Below are 19,956 nucleotides of genomic sequence, written 5' to 3'. Positions count from 1 at the left end.
CGCCGGCGCTCCCACGTCCTGACTGCTCCCCCTCCACCCCAAGGGATACCGTCCATGACCCAGAACCTGGCCGACACCTCCCGGCCCGCCGTCGACGCCACCGCTCACGAGGCCGGTGCCGGCGCGGACAGAGGCTGGTGGCGGGACGCGGTCATCTACCAGGTGTACCCGCGCAGTTTCGCCGACTCCAACGGCGACGGCATGGGCGACCTGCCCGGCATCCGCAGCCGCCTGCCCTACCTGCGCGACCTCGGCGTGGACGCCGTCTGGCTCTCGCCGTTCTACGCCTCCCCGCAGGCCGACGCCGGCTACGACGTGGCCGACTACCGGGCGGTGGACCCGATGTTCGGCAGCCTGCTGGACGCGGACGCGCTGATCCGCGACGCCCACGCGCTGGGCCTGCGGATCATCGTGGACCTCGTCCCCAACCACTCCTCCGACCAGCACGAGTGGTTCCAGCGCGCCCTGCGCGAGGGTCCCGAGTCCCCGCTGCGCGAGCGCTACCACTTCCGTCCCGGCAAGGGCGAGAACGGCGAACTGCCGCCCAACGACTGGGAGTCCATCTTCGGCGGCCCGGCCTGGACCCGCTCGCGGAACCCGGACGGCACCCCCGGCGACTGGTACCTGCACCTGTTCGCCCCCGAGCAGCCCGACTTCAACTGGGACAGCCCGGCCGTCGCCGACGAGTTCCGCTCCATCCTGCGGTTCTGGCTGGACATGGGCGTCGACGGCTTCCGGATCGACGTCGCCCACGGCCTGGTCAAGGCCCCCGGCCTGCCCGACCTCGGCGGCGGCGACCAGCTCAAGCTGCTCGGCAACGACGTCATGCCGTTCTTCGACCAGGACGGCGTGCACGAGATCTACCGCAGCTGGCGCAAGATCCTCGACGAGTACCCGGGACAGCGGATCGGCGTCGCCGAGGCCTGGACCCCGACCGTCGAGCGCACCGCCAACTACGTCCGCCCCGACGAGCTGCACCAGGCGTTCAACTTCCAGTACCTGGGCACCTCCTGGGACGCCGTCGAGCTGCGCGGCGTGATCGACCTCTCGCTCGACTCGATGCGCCCGGTCGACGCCCCCACCACCTGGGTGCTGTCCAACCACGACGTCACCCGGCACGCCACCCGGTTCGCCAACCCGCCCGGCCTCGGCACCCAGATCCGCACCCCCGGCGACCGCGCGCTCGGCCTGCGCCGGGCCCGCGCCGCGACCCTGCTGATGCTCGCCCTGCCCGGCTCCGCCTACGTCTACCAGGGCGAGGAGCTCGGCCTGCCGGACGTCACCGACCTGCCCGACGAGGTCCGCCAGGACCCCTCGTTCTTCCGCCAGGCCGGCCAGGACGGCTTCCGCGACGGCTGCCGGGTCCCGATCCCGTGGTCCGGCACCGAGGCCCCGTACGGCTTCGGCCCGGCCGCCGGCGGCCCGTCCTGGCTGCCGCAGCCCGCCGAGTGGGCCGCGCTCAGCGTCGAGGCGCAGACCGGCGACCCGACCTCCACCCTGGAGCTGTACCGCTCCGCGTTGGCCCTCCGCCGGACCACCGCCGACCTCGGCGCCGGCCGGGAGGTCGAGTGGCTGGACAGCCCCGAGGGCACCCTGGCGTTCCGCCGCGGCTCCTTCGTCTGCACCGTCAACACCACCGACGCCCCGATCGCGATACCGGCGCCCGGCCGGCTGCTGCTGACCTCCGCCGGCGCCGACCCGCGGGTCGTCGACGGCGAGGCGGTGCTGGCGGCGGACAGCACCGACTGGTGGGCGGTCTGACGTGGTTGCAATAGGCTCTGGGACCGTGACTACGGCGCGACTCTCAGACATCGCGGCGCAGGCGGGGGTCAGCGAGGCCACCGTCTCCCGCGTGCTCAACGGCAAGGCGAACGTCTCCGCCACCACCCGGCAGACCGTGCTGGCGGCGCTGGACGTGCTCGGCTACGAGCGGCCGACCCGGCTGCGCCAGCGCAGTGCCGGGCTGATCGGACTGATCACCCCGGAACTGAGCAACCCGATCTTCCCGGCGCTGGCCCAGGTGATCGAGCAGGCGCTGAGCCGGCACGGCTACACGCCGGTGCTCTGCACCCAGACCCCCGGCGGCTCCACCGAGGACGAACTGGTCGAGATGCTGGTCGACCGGGGCGTGGCGGGCATCGTCTTCGTCTCGGGCCTGCACGCCGACAGCACCGCCGACCACGACCGCTACGCCCGGCTGGCCGGGCGCGGGGTGCCGTTCGTCCTGATCAACGGCTACAGCGAGAAGATCGACGCGCCGTTCATCTCCCCGGACGACCGGGCCGCGATGTGGATGGCCGTCCAGCACCTGGCCGAACTCGGCCACGAGCGGATCGGGCTGGCCGTCGGGCAGCGGCGGTACGTTCCGGTGCTGCGCAAGATCGAGGGCTTCACGGCGGCCCTGCGGGAGGTGCTCGGGCACACCCGGGAGGAGGCCGAGGAGCTCGTCCGGCACACGCTGTTCAGCGTGGAGGGCGGGCACGCGGCGGCGGGGGCCCTGCTGGACAAGGGCTGCACGGCGATCGTCTGCGGCAGCGACATGATGGCGCTCGGCGCGATCCGGGCGGTCCGTCAGCGGGGCCTGGCGGTGCCGCAGGACGTCTCGGTGGTCGGTTTCGACGACTCGCCGCTGATAGCTTTCACCGAGCCGCCGCTGACCACCGTGCGCCAGCCGGTGGAGGCGATGGCCACCGCGGCCGTGGACGCCCTGCTGGAGGAGGTCGGCGGGAACGCCGTCCAGCGCGGGGAGTTCATGTTCCAGCCGGAGCTGGTGATGCGCGGCTCGACCGGGGGCCGCGCGCGCTGAGGACACCACGAGGGGCCCGGGAGCGAACCGCTCCCGGGCCCCTCGGCGTTGTGCTCAGCCCTCCTGGACGGTGGGCCCGTCCGGGCTGACCCGGTGGCCGTCGGCGGCGTCACCGGTGCGGGTGCCGGTGCGCCGGCCCCGCTCCAGGTAGTCGCGGAGGATCAGTTCGACGGCGTCCTGGGGGTTCTTGGTGCCGGACAGCATCATCGCGTCGATCGCGAGATTGGCGTCGAGCGAGACGGTGACCTGGGCCATGGTGGCTCCTCCTCGGGTGCGGAGCAGCAGCATGCCCGGCCGGGGCGTGCTTTGACCATGACTGTCCGGGTGCCCGGGTGCCCACGTGCCCGCGTGCTCCGGTGCCCGGGTGTTCCGGGCAGGCCCCCGGGGGAGGAGCGACGGCTCCCCCGGGGGCCGGGGTGCTACCGGATCAGACCCGGCCGGCGAAGTCCGGCGCCCAGTTGGCGACGGTCTGGACCCGCACGCCCGAGCTCGGGTTGGCGGCCTCGACGTACTTGCCGTCGCCGACGTAGAGCGCGACGTGGTAGACGCCCGAGTCCTGGCCGTTGTTGGACCAGAACAGCAGGTCGCCCGCCTTGAGCGAGTCCAGCGAGACGTGCGTGGACGCGGCGGCCTGGTCGGCGGCGACGCGCGGGACGGAGACGCCCGCGGCGCGCAGCGCGGCCTGGGTCAGGCCGGAGCAGTCCCAGCCGCCGTTGCCGGTGCCGCCGTAGACGTAGGCCTGGCCGACCTTCGACTGGGCGAAGGAGACGGCGGCGGCCATGCTGCCGGTGGCGGCCGGGGCGGGAGCCGGGGTCTCGGCCTTCGCGGGGGTCCCGGTGGCGGGCTCGGCGGCGGTCCCGGAGCCGTTCTGCGCCTCCTTGGCGCGGTTGAACCAGTCGAAGCCCTGGCCGGACTTGTCGGCGGCTGGGGCCTTCGCCTCGGCGCGGTCGCCGAGGGTCAGGTGCTGGCCCGGGTAGATGCTGTGCGGGCCCTCGGCCAGGGTGGCGCGGTTGAGCTCGTAGAGCCGCTCCCAGCCGCCCTGGACGCTGTTCTTGTCGGCGATGGAGGAGAGCCAGTCGCCGGCGACCACGGTGTAGTCGGCGGACGCCTCCTGGCCCGCCTGGCGGTGCCACTTCTGCCAGTCCTGGGCGCCGGTGCGCTGCGGGGCGGCGTCGGAGGCGGCCGGGGCCTGGGTCTCGGGCTGGGCGGCGGGCTTGGCGGCCGGCTGGCGCTCGGCGGGCTTCTCGGCGGGCTTGGCGGCCGGCTTGGCGGCCGGGGCCGGGGCCGGGGCCGGGGTCTTGGCGGCCGGCGCGGCGGTGGCCGAGGTGTCCACGGCGGCCGGGGTGCCGCCCTTGGTCAGACCGGCCTGGACCGAGCAGACCGGCCAGGCGCCGGGGCCCTGCACGGCGAGCACCTTCTCGGCGATCGCGATCTGCTGGTCCTTGGTGGCGAGGTCGGCGCGGGCGGCGAAGGAGGTGCCGCCGAACGCTGCCCAGGTGGAGTTGGTGAACTGGAGGCCGCCGAAGAAGCCGTTGCCGGTGTTGATGCTCCAGTTGCCGGTGCTCTCGCACTGGGCGACCTTGTCCCAGGTGGCGACGGAGGCGGCCGAGGCGGTGCCGGCGGTGAGGCAGGGGACGGTGAGGCCGATGCCCGCGACGCCGAGGGCGGCGATCGCGCGACGGGTGCGGCCGGACAGACGGGTGCCGTTGGTGGGCAGCATGAAAGACGTGGTCCTCTCCCACGCCTGCGAGGTGAGCTGTCGGATTCGGGCCGGAGTAGCCCGGCCGCGCTGTGGACGCGGCTTCACCCCTAGCCCGGGGCCGGTCCGTGGACCGGTCCTGGGCGAACTACCTGTGGTTCCCCCGCTCCTGCCGTGATGTATTGCGCTGCCAGCACGCCCGACGGCAGGACTCGGCGTCGCGGACGGGCTGGGTCCGTGTGGCCACGAACGGGGAGCACGTTAAGCAGAGGCGGCTTCAAACCGCAAACATGTGTGATGACCGTCACAGTTTACGAACGCCATGCTGAACCGCTGCCCTTCATGATCAGAAATGACCGTTTTCCGGCAACGCCCGTCATGGCCAACACAACTGCCTATGCTTCAGAGCGTCGGCACCATGCCGGCGCCGACGCAGCCGCCCGGGGGGAGGGCTACGCACCGATGGGCATCGACGAGGAGCCGGACGCCGCCCGTCCGGCTGCCGGGCGACGCGGAGCGCATCACAGGGCAAAACATCGCAGAGCGGACATCCCGCCCGAACCGCCGCGAACTCCCGTAAGCCGCCGCGGATTACTGCGCTGGCTGGCCGTCGGCACCGCCTTCGCGGCGATCAGCGGCGAGGAGGTCCTGCGCCGCTCGCTGACCGGAGAGACCCGGCTGGTCACCCCGGCCGCCGTCGTCGGCACCGGCCCGCCGGGGGCGGCCGCCCCGATGGGCCGGGACGGCGGCCACGGCGCCGCCCCGCCGGACGCCACCGCCGCCCCGGGCACCGGACCGCCCGAGCAGCCCGCCCCCGCGCCCACCGTCGACCAGGGCGGCCGCCGCTGGTCCGACCGGGCCGGCTGGGGCGGCGGCCCGCCCGGACCGCGCAGCGCCGTCCGGATCACCGACAAGGTGCTGCTCGACACGGACGCCGAGGTCGGCTCCCTGCTGGTCGAGCCGGGCGGCAGCCTCACCTTCGCCGCCGACCGCACCCTCACCCTCGCCGCCGCGGGCAACGTCGAGGTCCGCGGCACCCTGGCCCTCGCCCCCGACGGCGACCGGGTGCACACCCTCCGCTTCCCCGCCGTCGACGAGAAGCGCTTCCAGGGTGACGGCATGAAAGTCGTCGACACCGACGTCGGCCTCTGGGTCACCGGCGCCGGCTACCTGCGGCTGGACGGCGCCGCCAAGACCGCCTGGGTCCGCGCCGAACGGGAGCTCAGAGCCGGCGACACCGAGGTCTCCCTGGCCGCCCCGCCCGCCGGCTGGCTCCCCGGCGACGAACTGGCCGTCACCCCGACCGGCCCGCCCGACCAGGACGGCTTCGCCGCCGCCTACGACCTCGTCACCGTGCGGTCCGTCAGCGGAGCCACCGTCACCCTGACGACGCCGCTCAAGTACCCGCACCCCAGGGTCGCCGCCGGAGGGGGCGTCACCGTCGGCGCCGAGCTGCTCAACCTCACCCGCAGTGTCCGGGTCGAGGGCAGCGCCGCGGGCCGCGCCCACGTCCACCTCACCAGCACCCGCCGGGCCGACGTCCGGCACGCCGCGCTGCGCTGGGTCGGGCCGCGCGCCGACACCAAGGAGACCTGGCGGGGCCCGGACGGCACCGCGCCCGTCACCGCGCCGGTGCTCGGCCGGTACGGGCTGCACTTCCACCGGCTCGGCGACGCCGCCCGGGGCACCGTGGTCGAGGGCGTGGTCGTCCGTGACGCGGGCAGCCACGCGTTCGTGCCGCACGCCAGCCACGGCATCACCTTCCGCAGCTGCGTCAGCCACGAGACCTGGGAGGACGCCTACTGGTGGGACGGGCCACTGGACACCCGCACCCCCCAGCAGCCCTCCGACGACATCGTCTACCAGTCCTGCGTCGCCTCCCGCACCCTGCTCGAACCCGCCCCCCGGGCCTACCGGCTGACCGGCTTCAACCTCGGCGCGGGCACCGGCGGCAAGGCCCTGGACTGCGTCGCCGTCGGGGTGCAGGGCGCCACCGGCGCCTCCGGCTTCGAGTGGCCGGAGAACAGCGAGGGGGTCTGGACCTTCCAGCGCTGCCTGGCCCACAACAACCTCCAGGACGGCATCTTCGTCTGGCTCAACGCCCAGCGGCACCACGTGGTCACCGAGTTCGCCGCCTACCACAACGGCGGCTGGGGCATCGAGCACGGCGCCTACCTCAACGACTTCGACTACACCGCGAGCGTGCTGTACGGCAACGCGGGCGGGGGAGTGGCGCTGCACGCGCTCGGCCGGGACCAGGGCAGCAACTTCGACGGCCTGCTGATCGACGCCGCCGGGCGCAGCGACTTCGCGGTCTCCACCGCCCGGCACGAACTCGCCGGGGAGTCGGTCACCTTCAGCCGCAGCCGCTTCACCGGCTACCGCAGGGCCGGGATCGCCTTCCGCGCCGGGGCCGACGGCAGACCGGACGACGTGCTGGTGCTGGACTGCGAGTTCGGCGGCAACGAACTCTGGCTGGACCCGGCGGCCGGGGCGCCCAGGAACATCCTGCTGCGCCGGGCCGGAACGACCGAGGTGCTCCAGGTCCGCCGGGCGGGCGAGGAGGGTACCGACCGGCCGCAGTGGAACGCGGTGGCCGTGTCGGTGCCGACGCTGGCGGGCCAGTCCCGGCCGGTGCAGGTGCCGACGCTCAGACTGAGGGACGCGGCCGCGCCCACCGCCCGGGTGGGGCGGTGACGGCGCCGCGGTGCGGCCGGGGGCCGGCGGCGGACGCGCGGCGGGCCCGGAACGGAGCCGCCGTTCCGGGCCCGCCCACGCGGTGTCCGCTACTGGGCGGCGTGCCGTCCGGCGCCGCGGATGCCGTCGTCGGCGTTGTCCGCCTCGTCGGCCCCGAGGTCGGGGTCGACGGCCGGCAGCGCGGCCAGGTAGGTGGAGGCGACCAGCTGACCCACCGCCGGGTACGCGCCCAGCGGCGCGGCCGACGGGCAGCCGGACTCCTCGGCGGCGGCGGCGAGCAGCTCGGCGTCCGCCTCGGGGCCGATCACCAGCGGGGCCAGGGCCGGGTTCTGGGCACCCATCTCCTTGAGGTGCGCGACGGCCTCGGCCACCGAGCCGGGGATGTCCAGCGCCGCGGCGACGACCGGGACGGCGAGCCGGGCGGCCAGCAGCATGCCGGTGATGCCGGCCGCGTCGGCGGCGGGCTGCCCACCGACGGTGGTGAGCACCACGCCGTCGGCGGCGGTCGCGATGGCGAACAGCCGGGCGCGGTCGGCGCGGGCCAGTCCGGCCTCGGAGAGGCGGACGTGGACGGCCTCGGCGAGCAGCGGGTGCGGGCCCAGGGTGTCGGTGACCTGGGCGCCGTACTCGGCGGCGAGGGCGTGCAGTTCGGGGAGGAAGCCGTGCGGGCCGGGCACCAGTGGCACCACGACGGGCGTCGGCAGGCCGGCCTCGGCCGCCTCGGTCAGGAGTTCGGCGACGGTGCGCTCGGCCGCGGTCCCGCCGGTGTGCCGGCCGTCGGTGTGCTGGCCGTCGGTCCCGCCGGTCGGCAGGTAGCCGGCGGCGGTCAGCACGCCGTTCTGCTCGCTGCGGACGATCGACAGCAGCTCCTCGACCACCGACCGGGATTCCGGTCCGGCGGCCGCGGGGACGGCGAGCAGCATGGCCGGGGAACCGGTCGGGATCTCGGGGCGCTCGGGACGGCGGTGGCGCCCCCGCGCACGGGAGCCTGGAGTACGGACGGGCAGTGGCGCGCCCGGGATGGCTGCGGTGCTCATGGCGGAGATCGTAGGACATCGACCCGCCCGGCCCGCAGTCGGCTGCCGTCCCGGGTGGGACCACCGCTGCGAAAACCGGACATAACCGGCCTCCGGGCGGCAGTTGTCCCGGTACCCGTGCAGATGCGCCGGAACGGGGCTTTCGTTGCACGGGTGGCGCGTGACATGTCTCACAGCATACGACCGGCCTGACGGAGCGTCACTGAGGTGCGACTCCCGGCGTCGGAAGATCAACATTCAGCGGGGAGTCGCCTACGGGCGGTGAGCGACTACCTGCCGATTCGATCGGCTATGTCCACTTATATGCTGCCGGGAGGGCTCCTGGCGAAGAGTTCCGGTTCGGTGTCGAAAAGCCCGTGCACCTGCAATGTCCCGTGCTGATGCACGTGCACTGGAGCTATCATCGCGTCAAGTGAGGCGTTGTGCCGGGCCGGTACGGGGCCGGCCCGGTCGTACGGCCGGGGCCGGGGCGCCGAGCTGGACGACCCACTCCGGAGCTCTTCGGGAGATTTCTATGCACGACTCGCACGACACGTACGACACGTACAACGGGATGGCCGCTGCGGACCTCGAAGGCGTGGTCTGGCAGAAGAGCCTGCACAGCAACTCTCAGGGGAACTGCGTCGAATTCGCCGCCCTGCCGGGGGGCGAGGTGGCGATGCGCAACTCGCGCTTCCCGGACGGTCCGGCGCTGATCTACACGCGGGCCGAGATCGCCGCACTGCTGCTGGGGGCCAAGGACGGGGAGTTCGACCACCTGGCGGTCTGAGCGGTCGCCGGCTTCACCATCGGGGGGCCGTCGTGGGTGCTGACACCACGACGGCCTTTGTCTTTTCCGGCCGTCTCCGCCGGCCCGTCTGCACCGGTTCACCTGCCCGGCCGGCCTGCCCCGGTCTGCCTCTGCGGTCTCTCTTCGTGGGCCCTTCCGGCCCAGGGGGTCCCGGGTCGATGGAGTGCCCGGCCGTCGTGGCCGGGCCCGCACCGACCCCGCGCTCGCCCTCCGTGTCGCCTGCCGTGCGCCTCTGCCGTGCGCCCGGCGCCCTTCGCCGTTCGTCCTTCGCCGTCCGTCCTTCGCCGTCCGTCCGTGGCCGTTCGTCCTTCGCCTTGGCCGCCCGCCTTCCGGTCTGCCGAGCCGCCGCACGCGGACCGGAGGGACACGGATCGGAGGGACGCCACCGCCGGGAGGCTGCCGGTGCCCGCTGCCCGAGGGCCGCCGATCGCCGTTGCCGGGGTGGAGCTGAGCGGTCGCCGGAGGAACTCGCCGGCCGGGATGTGGTGTTCCGGGCGCGGCTGCCGGCGGACGCGGAGTCAGGCCGAGCGCCGGTGCCGTCCGCCGAACTCGGCCGCGGGGGCCGCTCGCAGGCTCTCCTCCGCCTCGAACAGCGCCCAGACGACCTTGCCGCCACCCAGCGGGTGCCAGCCCCAGGAGCGGCTGAAGGAGTCGACCAGGTGCAGTCCGCGGCCGGACTCGGCCACGAAGTCGGCCTCCCGGGCCACCGGGCCCAGGCTGCTGGGGTCGCTCACCGCGCAGACGACCTGGGGCGCGCGGTGCACGAGGCTTATTCGGATCGGCAGCCTGCCCTCGGGCGTCGGCTGCGTGGGAAAGTCGTGGTCGTCCACCGTGGTCGGGCACGCGCCGATCGCGTGCCGCAACGCGTTGGTCACCAGCTCCGAGGCCACCAGCGCGACATCGTCGAAGAGCTCGCCCAGGTCCCAGCGCTGCAGGGCGGTCCTGGCGAAGTCGCGCGCGGTTCTGACGGCTTCGAAGCGAGGGGTGAGCGTACACGTGACCACATGGGGGTCGACTGCCAAAGCCGTTCCGGTGCTCATGAAGAGCTCCTCCCATAAGGGGGCGGACACGGCTGGACCCGCCGGGGTCATGCCGGTCACCTCCGACTCGCTAGGCCGCGCGGCCGCCTCTCGACCAGGCGCGCGCGCACGAGGGCCCGGAGGCGCGGGGGCGCTGCCGGGCCGGTGCACGGAATCGCGCGTGGGGTCGACGCGGAGCCCGCGGGATTGCCAGGGATGTGCAGGTGCACGTGCACCATCGTGCTCTGCGCTCACTACAGATGCAAGAGCCGATTCACGTGCAGTCGTTCAAATGGCATATGCAAGCGCCGGATGCACGTGCATCCTGGTGTGCGGAGTGCAGAACTGATAGGAACATCCGTCAGTATCGGCACCGTGAGCGCTCAACTGATGGCAGACTGTGCGCTGTTTGCCCTAGGTGGAGGTTAGGACCGCATGACCACAGTTCAGCCGGGCGGCGGCTCGATGGTCCGCCGGATCCTCCTCGGCTCCCAGCTGCGCCGGCTCCGCGAGACGCGCGGCATCACCCGCGAGGACGCGGGCTACGCGATCCGGGCTTCCGAGTCCAAGATCAGCCGCATGGAACTCGGCCGGGTCAGCTTCAAGGAACGTGACGTCGCCGACCTGCTCAGCCTCTACGGCGTGGACGACGGCCTCGAACGCGAGGCGCTGCTCGGCCTGGTCCGTGAGGCCAACAAGTCGGGCTGGTGGCACAGCTTCAACGACGTCCTGCCGGGTTGGTTCCAGACCTACGTCGGCCTCGAGGAGGCCGCTGCCCTGATCCGTACCTACGAAGTCCAGTTCGTCCCCGGCCTGCTGCAGTCCGAGGAGTACGCACGGGCGGTTTTCGGCCAGAGTCGGCCGGTGATCAGCGAGGAGGAGGTCGAGCGCCGGGTCAGCCTGCGCATGCGCCGTCAGAAGCTCCTCACCGAGGGCGGCAGCCCGCGGCTCTGGGCGGTCATCGACGAGGCGGCGCTGCGCCGTCCGGTCGGCGGCCCCAAGGTGATGCGCGGCCAGGTCCAGTACCTGATCGACGCCGCCGAGCAGGCCAACGTGGTCATCCAGGTCATGCCGTTCCGTTTCGGTGCGCACGCCGGTGAGTCCGGCGCCTTCACCATCCTGCGCTTCCCCGAGCAGGACCTCGCGGACGTGGTGTACCTGGAGCAGCTGACCAGCGCGTTGTACCTGGACAAGCGCGACGACGTCGATGCCTACATCCAGGTCATGGAGCGGCTCTGCGTGGACAGCCTCACGCCCGAGCGCACCATCGACCTGCTGGCCTCGATCCTCAAGGAGCGCTGAGCCCGGACCGGACCGGTGCCCGCGGGGGCGCCGGATCCGGAGGGGCACGCACACAGCGGCCGCCGGCCGCCGCGGTTCAGCCGCGGGCCGGCGGCCGTTCCCGTTCCGGCGGGAGCGGCTGCGGCGGACGGCCCAGGTGCCAGGGCAGGTTGTAGCGGCGGAACAGGTCGGCGCGGATCGGGGCCAGCGGGAGTTCCGCCCCGGGCAGCAGCACGCCGATGCAGCCGCCCATCAGCGCGCTGCGCAGCACCGCGTGCTCGGCCGGCGGGTCGGGCGCGCCCCAGTCGCGCAGCAGTCCCTGGAGGATCGAGCCGAGCCGCTGCTGCTCCGGGTCCTGGACGAAGGCGCCGGTGTCCGGGTCGAGGATCAGCGCGAGGTGCGAGCGCATCACCCTCGGGTGGTCCATGGCCAGGCTCAGCACCGCGTCTATGGCCCGGGCCAGCCGGTCCTCGGGGCCGGCGTCGGGCGCCAGCTCGTCGAGGGCGGTGGAGAGCGCCTGGTGCATCATCCGGTGGGTGGCCGACTGCATCAGCAGCCGTTTGCCGTCGAAGTAGTAGGAGAGCAGGCCGCGCGCGAGCCCGGCCCGCTCGGCGATGTCGGTCAGCGTGGTGCCGGCGTATCCGCGCTGGTCGACCAGTTCGACGGTGGCCCGCATGATGCGTCGCCGGGAGCGCTGGCGCATCTCCTCATTGACCGAATCCCCGCGAGGTGCCATCGTGTCTGCTCCGTACGTTCGTTGGCTGGCGGCCAATATACTGGCCGGGCCGACGACCGAGCCCCGGCGACCGGCATTCGGCCGGGCGGTCCGGGTTCGGCCCGTACGGAGGCGCCGGCCCTACCAACACGGGGGTTTGGTAGAGCCGGCGCCCAGCCCGAAGGCGGAGGGTGGATCCGGGTGTCGCGGAACCTCTGCCGCCGCTCAGCTCTTGCTGAGGATCTCGTCGTGTCGCTCGGCCAGGTTCGTTCGGCCTACTGACGGATAATCATAGTCCGCTACCGGCAGGGTGGTTGCCTTCTTCCGCCGGTCGAGCACGGCGCCCGCCACGGCGATCACCAGGCCGACCAGCGCGACCCCGGTGACGAACAGCAGGGCCGGCCGGTAGCCGTCCAGCTGTGCCTCGGCGCCGGTGCCGCCGTTGCTGCCGGCGGTGATGATCGCGGTGGCGCCGGCCAGGACGACCGCGGTGCCCACCTGGATCGCGGTGTTCACCAGCCCCGAGGCGAGGCCCTGCTCCTCGTCGGCCACCCCGTCGGTGGCGGCGATGTTCACCGAGGGGAAGGCGAGCGCGAAGCCGACGCCGAGCAGCACGATCGAGGGCAGCACCAGCACCGGGTACGAGCTGTGCGCGTCCAGCCGCAGGAACAGCGCGAACGCGCCGACCAGGGCCAGCAGGCCGATCGGCAGCAGCCGGCCGGTGCCGAAGCGGTCCACCACCGGGCCCATGAAGGGCGCCGAGAGCGCGATCATCGCGCCGGCGGGGAGCAGGCCGAGCGCCATCGCCAGGGCCGACCAGCCGAGCAGGTCCTGCAGGTAGAGGGTGACGACGAACTGGAAGCCGCCGTACGCGCCGGCCATCGCGAAGGCGATCACGTTGGCCCGGGCGACCGAGCCGTTGCGGAAGATGGCGAGCCGCACCAGCGGGTGCGCGGTCCGGCTCTCGGTCACCAGGAACGCCGCGGCGAGCAGGACCACGACGGCCAGCGAGCCCAGGGTGCGGAAGCTGAGCCAGCCGGCGCCCTGCGCCTCGGTGGCGGTGAACACCAGCAGCAGGACGGCGGTGGTGCCGGTGATCGCGCCGAGCACGTCGTAGCGGCCGGTGACCTTCTCCTCGGTGGGGCGGGGGAGCAGCCGGACGGCGAAGACCAGGGCGAGCAGCGCGATCGGGACGGGCATCAGGAAGGTCCAGCGCCAGCCGACCGCGGTGAGCAGGCCGCTGAGCACCAGGCCGAGCGAGAAGCCGCTGGCGCCGCAGGTGGTGTATATCGACAGCGCCCGGTTGCGGGCCGGGCCCTCGGGGAAGGTCGTGGTGATGATCGACAGGCCGGCCGGCGCGGTGAACGCGGCCGCGACGCCCTTGAGGAAGCGGGCGGCGATCAGCAGGCCGCCGTCGTCGACCAGGCCGCCGAGCAGGGAGGCGGCGGCGAAGACGCCGAGCGCCACCAGGAAGACCCGGCGGCGGCCGAGCAGGTCGGCGGTGCGGCCGCCGAGCAGCAGCAGGCCGCCGTAGCCGAGCACGTAGCCGGAGACCACCCACTGGAGGGTGGAGGTGGACAGGTGCAGTTCCGAGCCGATGGAGGGCAGGGCGATGCCGACCATCGAGATGTCCAGGGCGTCCAGGAAGAGCGCGGCGCAGAGCACGATCAGGGTGCCCCAGAGCCGAGGGGTCCAGTGGGCCCCGGTATTTGACGGATCGTCGATGGTCGTGGCGGTCGCTGTGGTCATGACGCAAGAGACTACATGCACATGCATCCAATGCAAGTGAATATGATGTTAACGCATAAGTTGTTGGCGCTGTGATACGGTGGCGACGTGGCTGAACTCGACTCCCCGGAGGAGGCAGACCTGGTCGCCCAGTGGCGCGACCTGCTCGCCCGGCATGCCCGGACCGCCTGTCTGCTCGACCGTGAGCTCGGTGAGAAACACGGCCTGGGCATGAGCGAGTTCGAGGTGCTGGAGCGCCTCGTCGAGGGCTGCGAGAGCGGCGACAAGGGCCTGCGGGTGCAGGAGCTCGCTCCCACCGTGCACCTCAGCCAGAGCGCCCTCTCCCGGCTGATCGGCCGGCTGGAGAAGGCCGGACTGGTCACCCGGGCGATGTGCCCGGTCGACCGGCGCGGCATCCAGGTCGCGCTCACGGAGGAGGGCTGCCGGCGCTACGCCGAGGCCCGCGCGCTGCACCGCGAGGTGCTGTCGCTCACCTTGGCCGAGGAGCCGTAAGGCAGTTCGGCCGGTAGCCGACGCCCCGTCAAACCCCTTGTACCGCCAAGGCGGTGGCCGAGTTCGCGGGGCCGCTCAGCGCAGCGCGAGCAGGCCCGGGGCGACGGCCAGCAGGACCACCGCGGCGGGCACCGCCAGTGCGGCCAGGGTCAGCCGCAGCCGGTGCGGCACGGACAGCCTCGGCCGCCCCGCCAGCAGTCGGTCCACCCGCTTCGGGGACTGCGCCTGCCCGGGCGGGCAGGCGCCGAACACCCCGCGCTCCAGATTGATCCCCGCCAGCGCCAGGGCCGTGGTGTGGCGCCCGTGCCGGCGCGCCGCCCGGTCGTCCGCCGCCAGCTCCACCAACTCGCCCACCTGGTCCCGGAAGGCGCGGAACACCCCGACCCCGGGGAACCCGGAGGCGAGCGCCTGCGCGCCCTGGGCCAGCCAGTGGTGCCGGGCCCGCACGTGTCCCCGCTCGTGGCTGAGCACCGCCGCCAGCTCACGGGCGGTGAGCCGGCGCAGGGCCCCGGTGGTGACCACCAGCCGGGAATCCTGCCCCGGCAGCGACCACGCCTCCGGGCGGACGTTCTCCAGTACCACCAGCCGCTCCCGGCGCGGCCGTGCGCCGGCGCCCGAGGCCGGCTCGATCGACTCCGGCAACGGCGGTGAGAGCTCGGCGAGTTGAGCGTGTCGACGGGCCCGCAGCGCCTTCGCGGTACGGATCTCCCGGGTCAGCGCGACCACCGTCTGCAGCCCGCCCGCCGCCAGCACCGCCGCGCAGAGCCGGCCCCAGCCCTCGGCGTTGTGCAGCCCGTACGCGGCCTCGACGCCCGTCGGCGCACAGGCGAACAGCACCGTGCGCAGCGCGGGGAGGGCGGCCATCGCGGCGAGCACCAGGCCCAGCGCGCAGCACAGCAGCACCGCCACCACCAGGCACTGCCAGACCAGCAGCGCCAGCACCGGTTCCCGCTCCACCCAGCGCGCCCGGACCAGCGGCCGGGGGGCGAGGGTGGCGAGCAGCAGTCCGAGCAGCAGCAGGCCGAGCAGGGCCGTCATGGCATGGGCTCCCCGGGGACGCACGGAGCGCGACAGTGCGCTCCCGGTCAACCTATGCGCTGCCGGAGCCGGGTGGAACGGCTTTCGGCCACCCAGTGACCAACGCCACGACACCTGGGGGACGGGGCCGGGTCACGGTGCGCGCGCCGGCGTCGCGGGCCCGGTGTCGGATCGCGTTCCGTGGTGGGTCCAGCGCTGTCGTGGGTCGCGTTCCGTGGTGGATCGTGGGGGGAGACCGGACGGTCGTCACATGGTCAGGAGCATGGCGAACATGCCGATGCCCATGGACAGTCGGCAGGCCCGGGCCAGTCCGGCCGAGGCCATCGCCGCCGTGCCGCCGGAGACGCTCAGCAGTCGGCTGCCGGACCACAGCGCGTACCCGCCGAAGTAGGCGAGCAGGGCGCCGGTCAGCGCGGGCGAGCCGGCTGCCGGACGGTGCCCCGCGTGCCCGTGGGCGGCGGTCATCGCCAGCGCCATGTACGTCATCGCCAGCGCCCCGACCGCGTGGTGCAGCCGGTGCGCCCGCCGGTCCGGCCGGCGGGCGGCCGCCAGCACCAGGACCACCGCGGGCGGACCGTACACCCAGGCCCACACCTCGCCCGGCACGGTCGGGCCGGCGACCGCCATGGCGGCCATGCCAAAACCCATCAGCCCCTCGGCGAGGTCCGCCTCGTGGGTGTGCAGCCGGCCGGGACCGGCGCCGGGGGCGGCCGGGGCCGCCACGGGTGTGCACGGGGCGTGGCGCAGCCGGGAGAGGCAGTAGCCGCCGGAGGCCGCGGTGAGGACGGCCAGCAGCCAGCTGACCAGGTCTGGACCGTGCAACGGCGGCCTCCCGGGCGGCGCGGACGGACGTACCGTCCACGATCACCGCTCGCTGCCGCGCGCAGCAGGGCGCGTACGGGGGCGCACGGTTGTGCTCCTCGTGGTGCGATCGGCCGTCGGGTGCCGCCCGGTCCGGCTGCTCAGGGTCGGCGCGCGCTCAGGTCGGCCCGCGTTCATGGTTGGCGCGCGTTCGGGCAGGGCGGTGCTCAGGCCGGTCAGCGCCGGTGACCTCTCCCGGTGGCGGGCCCGGGACACGCGCGGCATGGTCGCCTTGGGAGGCTTCGTCCAGGCTCGTCCGGAAGATCCCCTCGCCTGTTCACGCGGCTGCCACGCGCGCTCCACCGCAGGCCACGGAAGATCCGTCGCCGAACCCCCCCTTGAACAGAAGAACCTTTCGTACTTATGGTGGTCTTGTTGAAAACCCTCCTGTCGAAGTGAGTCCCCGATGCAGAATCTTTCGCCAAGGGTCGCCGAGGCGGCCGACGCCCCGGCCCAGAGCCTCGCCGCGCACCCGGCCTGGCTGCGACTGAAGGACGCCGTCGAGACCCTGCGCCCCCTGCAGTCCAAGGACGGCTCCATCGACCTGGCCGCTGTGCAGCGCCAGACCGTCGACCCCCTGGTCGGGACGGTGCGCGCCGCCGTCGCCGAGCTGGCCCCGCTCTTCCCGCACGACGCCGACTACCTGGCCGCCGTCGACGCGGACCTCGCCAAGTGGGCCGACACCGGCTACCGGGAGCCCGACTTCCTGGACTCGCTGCTCGCCTTCCAGCCCGCCGCCCAGCGCGAGGACGGCCTGCAGCACCTGGTCGTCTTCCCGATGTACACGCAGAACGGCAACCCGGACCGCAACCTCGAAGCCGTCCTGCTGAACGTCGTGTGGCCCGAGTGGCTGGCCGAGCTGGAGCGGACCCGCTTCGACAACCCGATGTTCGTGCCGATCACCTTCACCGACTTCACGGCCGGCTACGACACCAACTCCGCCGTCCTCTTCCCCGAGACCGTGGCCGTGCGCAAGGCGCCGGAACGATTCACCTGGGGCGGCATCTTCTGCGACCGCGAGGCCGCCCGCTTCCGCGTCGTCTCCACCAACGCCGTCGAACTGCTCGGCCTGGAGATCCCCGCCGACGCCCAGAGCCTCCTGGAGGACCAGGAGCGCTCGCAGCAGACCTTCGTGCTCTGGGACCTCATCCACGACCGGACCCACAGCCACGGCGACCTGCCGTTCGACCCCTTCATGATCAAGCAGCGCAGCCCGTTCTGGATGTACGGACTGGAGGAGCTCCGCTGCGACCTCACCACCTTCAAGGAGGCGGTGAAGCTCGAGACCGAGGGCGACGCGCACGCCCGCGACGTCCAGTACGCGATCCTCTTCGACCGCCTCTTCCGCTTCCCGGTCACCGGCGACCGCGTCCGCAACTACGACGGCATGGGCGGCCAGCTGCTCTTCGCCTACCTGCACAAGCACGACGCGCTGCGCTGGCGCGACAACCGCCTCAGCATCGACTGGGAGCGGGCCCCGCAGGTCACCAACGACCTCTGCGCCGAGATCGAGACCCTCTACCGCGACGGTATCGACCGCCCGAAGCCGGCCCACTGGATCGCCGCCTACGAGCTGGTCTCCCGCTACCTCACCCCGCACCCGGCCTCGACCTGGGCCAAGGGCACCGAGGCACTGCCGTTCGGCAGCACCGAGGGCAAGGCGCTCAACAAGGCGCTGTGCGACGCTGTGCTCCCCGACGAGTTCCCGCTGAGCATGTTCTACGAGGCCCTCTCGAAGAAGCTCAGCGGTGTCATCGCCTCGACCGCCGGTATCACCGGCGCCGGCCTGCAGGGAGTCGCCGCGTGACCACCGCACCCAACGGACCGCTGACCGGCAAGGTCATCGCAGTCGCCGGAGCCAGCGGCCCGGCCGGCCAGGCCGTGCTGCGCCGCCTCGCCGCCGACGGCGCCACCGTCATCGGCGCCGACATCGACGCCCAGCGCCTGGAGTCCGCACTCGACTCCGTCCGCATCGCCGTCCGCGGCGCGCGCGTCAGCGGCCAGGTCATCGACCTCCTCGACCCGCAGGAGGTCCACGACTGGGCCGACCACCTCGAGGCCGAGCACGGCCACGTCGACGGCGTGTTCCACCTCGTCGGCGGCTGGCGCGGCAGCAAGACCTTCTTCGACAGCCGGATCGACGACTGGGACTTCCTGCACGACACCGTCGTGCGCACCCTCCAGCACACCTCGCTGGCGTTCCAGCCCGCCCTGGTCCGCAGCGGGTCCGGCCGGTACGCGATGATCTCCGCCACCGCCGCGCACAAGCCCACCGCGGGCGGCGCCGCCTACGCCGCCGCCAAGGCCGCCACCGAGGCCTGGACGCTCGCCATGGCGGACTCCTTCCGCAAGGAGACCACCGCCGAGGACGGCAAGCCCACCGCCGCGGCTGTCATCCTGGTGATCAAGGCGTTGCTCAGTCCCGAGATGCGGGCCGAGAAGCCGGAGGCGAAGTTCGCCGGCTTCACCGAGACCGCCGACCTCGCCGCACACCTGGCGGGCCTCTGGGACCGCCCCGCAGAAGAACTGAACGGACAGCACCTGTGGCTGACAGCCCAATGACCGACCCTTCCGACCCTTCCGACCCGTCCGAGCTCTCCGGCCGCACGGACGCCCAGCGGCGGCACGACACCGCCGTCCGCGGCTTCGCCAGCGACAACTACGCCGGCGTGCACCCGGAGGTGCTCGCCGCGATAGCCCTCGCCAACGGTGGCCACCAGGTCGCCTACGGTGAGGACGACTACACCACCCACCTCCAGGACGTCTTCCGCCGCCACTTCGGCGAGCAGGCCGAGGCGTACCCCGTCTTCAACGGGACCGGCGCCAACGTCGTCGCCCTGCAGGCCGTGCTGCCGCGCTGGGGCGCGGTGATCGCCGCCGAGAGCGCCCACATCAACGTGGACGAGGGCGGCGCGCCGGAGAAGATGGGCGGCATCAAGCTGCTCACCGTCCCCACCCCCGACGGCAAGCTCACCCCCGAGCTCATCGACCAGCAGGCCTGGGGCTTCGGTGACGAGCACCGCGCGCAGCCGCTCGCGGTGTCGATCACCCAGAGCACCGAGCTCGGCACCCTCTACACGGTGGAGGAGATCCGGGCGATCGTCGACCACGCGCACCAGCTCGGCATGCTGGTCCACGTGGACGGCTCGCGGCTCTCGAACGCCGCCGCCTCGCTCGGCGTCCCGCTGCGCGCCTTCACCACGGACGTGGGCGTCGACGTGCTGTCCTTCGGCGGTACGAAGAACGGCCTGCTGCTCGGCGAGTGCGTGGTCGTGCTCAACCCCGAGAAGGTCCGGAACATCAAGTTCCTGCGCAAGACCTCGATGCAGCTCGCGTCGAAGATGCGTTTCGTCTCGGTCCAGTTCGAGGCGCTGCTCTCGGGTGACCTCTATCTCCGCAACGCCGGCCACGCCAACGCCATGGCGAGCCGGCTGGAGGCCGCGGTCCGCGGGATCGAGGGCGTGACCGTGGTCCGCCCGGTCCAGGCCAACGCGGTCTTCGCGATCCTCCCGCGCGAGGTGAGCGAGCGGCTGCAGAAGCGTTACCGCTTCTACTTCTGGAACGAGCACACCGGTGAGGTCCGCTGGATGTGTTCGTTCGACACCACGGAGGCCGACATCGACGCCTTCGCGGCGGCCATCGCCGAGGAGATGGGTCGCGCCTGAGGCGCGCCTTGACCGCTGGTCGTCCCGTCCCGCCACTGCGGGGCGGGACGATTTGCTTCTGACGGTCCCGTCCCCGTACAGTTCCGGAGTCGCCGCGAGAGAGCGGG

General features: G+C 73.0%; 17 protein-coding genes and 1 riboswitch. Of the genes, 9 read left to right on the top strand and 8 right to left on the bottom strand.

All coding sequences use genetic code 11. The features are described from left to right. Positions 1-54 precede the first annotated feature (54 nt). Together SM793_RS26030 and SM793_RS26025 are read left to right on the top strand one after the other, a co-directional pair. Positions 55-1,761: an alpha-amylase family glycosyl hydrolase gene (locus tag SM793_RS26030; protein WP_320440706.1), complete on the top strand. Its 1,707-nt coding sequence runs from the start codon at positions 55-57 to the stop codon at positions 1,759-1,761. A 25-nt stretch (positions 1,762-1,786) separates the two neighbouring features. After that, the gene (locus SM793_RS26025; RefSeq protein ID WP_266273315.1) at positions 1,787-2,806 is read left to right on the top strand and encodes a LacI family DNA-binding transcriptional regulator; all 1,020 of its coding nucleotides are present in this window, start codon (positions 1,787-1,789) and stop codon (positions 2,804-2,806) included. 54 nt (positions 2,807-2,860) lie between these two features. Here the strand turns inward: SM793_RS26025 and SM793_RS26020 are convergent, their stop codons facing one another. Then, on the bottom strand, positions 2,861-3,061 hold the full coding sequence (locus tag SM793_RS26020) for a hypothetical protein (RefSeq protein ID WP_320440705.1): 201 nt from the start codon (positions 3,059-3,061) through the stop codon (positions 2,861-2,863). Positions 3,062-3,233: 172 nt separating this feature from the next. Beyond that, positions 3,234-4,526, bottom strand: coding sequence for a transglycosylase family protein (locus SM793_RS26015; RefSeq protein WP_320440704.1), 1,293 nt, complete (start codon positions 4,524-4,526; stop codon positions 3,234-3,236). Positions 4,527-4,534: 8 nt separating this feature from the next. Next, positions 4,535-4,702: riboswitch (cyclic di-AMP (ydaO/yuaA leader) on the bottom strand. Between the two features lie 265 nt (positions 4,703-4,967). On the opposite strand from SM793_RS26015, the gene SM793_RS26010 reads away from it, so the two are divergent. Further along, the gene (locus tag SM793_RS26010; RefSeq protein WP_320440703.1) at positions 4,968-7,202 is read left to right on the top strand and encodes a hypothetical protein; all 2,235 of its coding nucleotides are present in this window, start codon (positions 4,968-4,970) and stop codon (positions 7,200-7,202) included. An 89-nt stretch (positions 7,203-7,291) separates the two neighbouring features. Here SM793_RS26010 and SM793_RS26005 read toward each other — a convergent pair whose 3' ends face one another. Further along, positions 7,292-8,239: a hypothetical protein gene (locus SM793_RS26005; protein ID WP_320440702.1), complete on the bottom strand. Its 948-nt coding sequence runs from the start codon at positions 8,237-8,239 to the stop codon at positions 7,292-7,294. 514 nt (positions 8,240-8,753) lie between these two features. Between SM793_RS26005 and SM793_RS26000 the strand changes: the two genes are divergently transcribed. Continuing rightward, positions 8,754-9,008, top strand: coding sequence for a DUF397 domain-containing protein (locus SM793_RS26000; RefSeq protein ID WP_030392214.1), 255 nt, complete (start codon positions 8,754-8,756; stop codon positions 9,006-9,008). 539 nt (positions 9,009-9,547) lie between these two features. On the opposite strand, the gene SM793_RS25995 is transcribed toward SM793_RS26000, so the two are convergent. Further along, positions 9,548-10,069, bottom strand: coding sequence for an ATP-binding protein (locus SM793_RS25995; RefSeq protein ID WP_320440701.1), 522 nt, complete (start codon positions 10,067-10,069; stop codon positions 9,548-9,550). Positions 10,070-10,483: 414 nt separating this feature from the next. Here SM793_RS25995 and SM793_RS25990 point away from each other — a divergent pair, with 414 nt between their 5' ends. Then, complete coding sequence (locus SM793_RS25990; protein WP_030392216.1) at positions 10,484-11,350, top strand: helix-turn-helix domain-containing protein; 867 nt, start codon at positions 10,484-10,486, stop codon at positions 11,348-11,350. 76 nt (positions 11,351-11,426) lie between these two features. Here the strand turns inward: SM793_RS25990 and SM793_RS25985 are convergent, their stop codons facing one another. Together SM793_RS25985 and SM793_RS25980 are read right to left on the bottom strand one after the other, a co-directional pair. Beyond that, on the bottom strand, positions 11,427-12,032 hold the full coding sequence (locus SM793_RS25985; protein WP_320440700.1) for a TetR/AcrR family transcriptional regulator: 606 nt from the start codon (positions 12,030-12,032) through the stop codon (positions 11,427-11,429). 237 nt (positions 12,033-12,269) lie between these two features. Continuing rightward, positions 12,270-13,793, bottom strand: coding sequence for an MFS transporter (locus SM793_RS25980; RefSeq protein WP_320440699.1), 1,524 nt, complete (start codon positions 13,791-13,793; stop codon positions 12,270-12,272). A gap of 87 nt (positions 13,794-13,880) precedes the next feature. Between SM793_RS25980 and SM793_RS25975 the strand changes: the two genes are divergently transcribed. After that, positions 13,881-14,285, top strand: coding sequence for a MarR family winged helix-turn-helix transcriptional regulator (locus tag SM793_RS25975; protein ID WP_320440698.1), 405 nt, complete (start codon positions 13,881-13,883; stop codon positions 14,283-14,285). Positions 14,286-14,360: 75 nt separating this feature from the next. On the opposite strand, the gene SM793_RS25970 is transcribed toward SM793_RS25975, so the two are convergent. After that, positions 14,361-15,323: a M56 family metallopeptidase gene (locus tag SM793_RS25970; protein ID WP_320440697.1), complete on the bottom strand. Its 963-nt coding sequence runs from the start codon at positions 15,321-15,323 to the stop codon at positions 14,361-14,363. A gap of 246 nt (positions 15,324-15,569) precedes the next feature. After that, positions 15,570-16,145, bottom strand: a complete 576-nt coding sequence (locus SM793_RS25965) for a DUF5134 domain-containing protein (RefSeq protein WP_320440696.1) — start codon at positions 16,143-16,145, stop codon at positions 15,570-15,572. A 445-nt stretch (positions 16,146-16,590) separates the two neighbouring features. Between SM793_RS25965 and SM793_RS25960 the strand changes: the two genes are divergently transcribed. The 3 genes from SM793_RS25960 to SM793_RS25950 are packed head-to-tail and all read left to right on the top strand — an operon-like array spanning position 16,591 to position 19,849. After that, positions 16,591-17,991 (top strand): DUF6421 family protein, encoded by a 1,401-nt coding sequence (locus tag SM793_RS25960; protein WP_320440695.1) that lies wholly within the window; start codon positions 16,591-16,593, stop codon positions 17,989-17,991. Then, positions 17,988-18,746 carry an SDR family oxidoreductase gene (locus SM793_RS25955; RefSeq protein ID WP_320440694.1) on the top strand — a complete coding sequence of 253 codons (759 nt, stop codon included), beginning with the start codon at positions 17,988-17,990 and terminating at the stop codon, positions 18,744-18,746. The genes SM793_RS25960 and SM793_RS25955 overlap by 4 nt, the downstream gene beginning before the upstream one ends. After that, a complete protein-coding gene (locus SM793_RS25950; protein WP_320440693.1) occupies positions 18,743-19,849 on the top strand; it encodes a low specificity L-threonine aldolase in 1,107 nt (368 codons plus the stop codon). The genes SM793_RS25955 and SM793_RS25950 overlap by 4 nt, the downstream gene beginning before the upstream one ends. The last annotated feature ends 107 nt before the right edge of the window (positions 19,850-19,956 follow it).

This window comes from Kitasatospora purpeofusca (assembly GCF_034043715.1).
GTDB classification, from domain to species: domain Bacteria; phylum Actinomycetota; class Actinomycetes; order Streptomycetales; family Streptomycetaceae; genus Kitasatospora; species Kitasatospora purpeofusca_A.
This window is presented reverse-complemented; position numbering and strand designations above follow the sequence as displayed.